This window comes from Variovorax sp. 05L425 (assembly GCF_056397705.1).
In genome coordinates this window covers 1-344 of the sequence record NZ_JBFTNY010000092.1, presented here as the reverse complement: position 1 = coordinate 344, position 344 = coordinate 1, and the positions used below count along the sequence as shown (strand labels likewise).

The window sequence follows — 344 nt, the reverse complement described above, 5'->3', positions numbered from 1 at the left end:
GGCGAGTACGCCTGGAACTGCCCGAGCACTCCTCGGAAGAACGCCGCAGCCATGGACGGTGCACTCACGATCAGGAGGGTGAGAACCAGCCCCAGCCCGCCCTGCTGCAGCGCCAGCGACGTGATGCCCTCGCCGTCGATACCTCCATCACCACCTGCCAACAGCGCCGCGTACTTGGCCAGGAACGCCACCGCCACCGACCGGATCACGTTGTTCGCGAGACCCACCATGAAGCTGAGCACCGCCAGCGAAAACACCGTGCCGATGCCGTAGAACAGCCACTTGCTGAACAGCGACTTCGTCTGCTCGAACAGCAGGCAGATGATGAACAGCGGCCCGAACCC

General features: G+C 64.2%; 1 protein-coding gene. It reads right to left on the bottom strand.

The genetic code is table 11. The features are described 5' to 3' along the window. Positions 1 to 344 (bottom strand): type IV secretion system protein (locus AC1DN9_RS30115; RefSeq protein WP_478106026.1); only part of this gene is annotated, 344 nt, incomplete at both ends.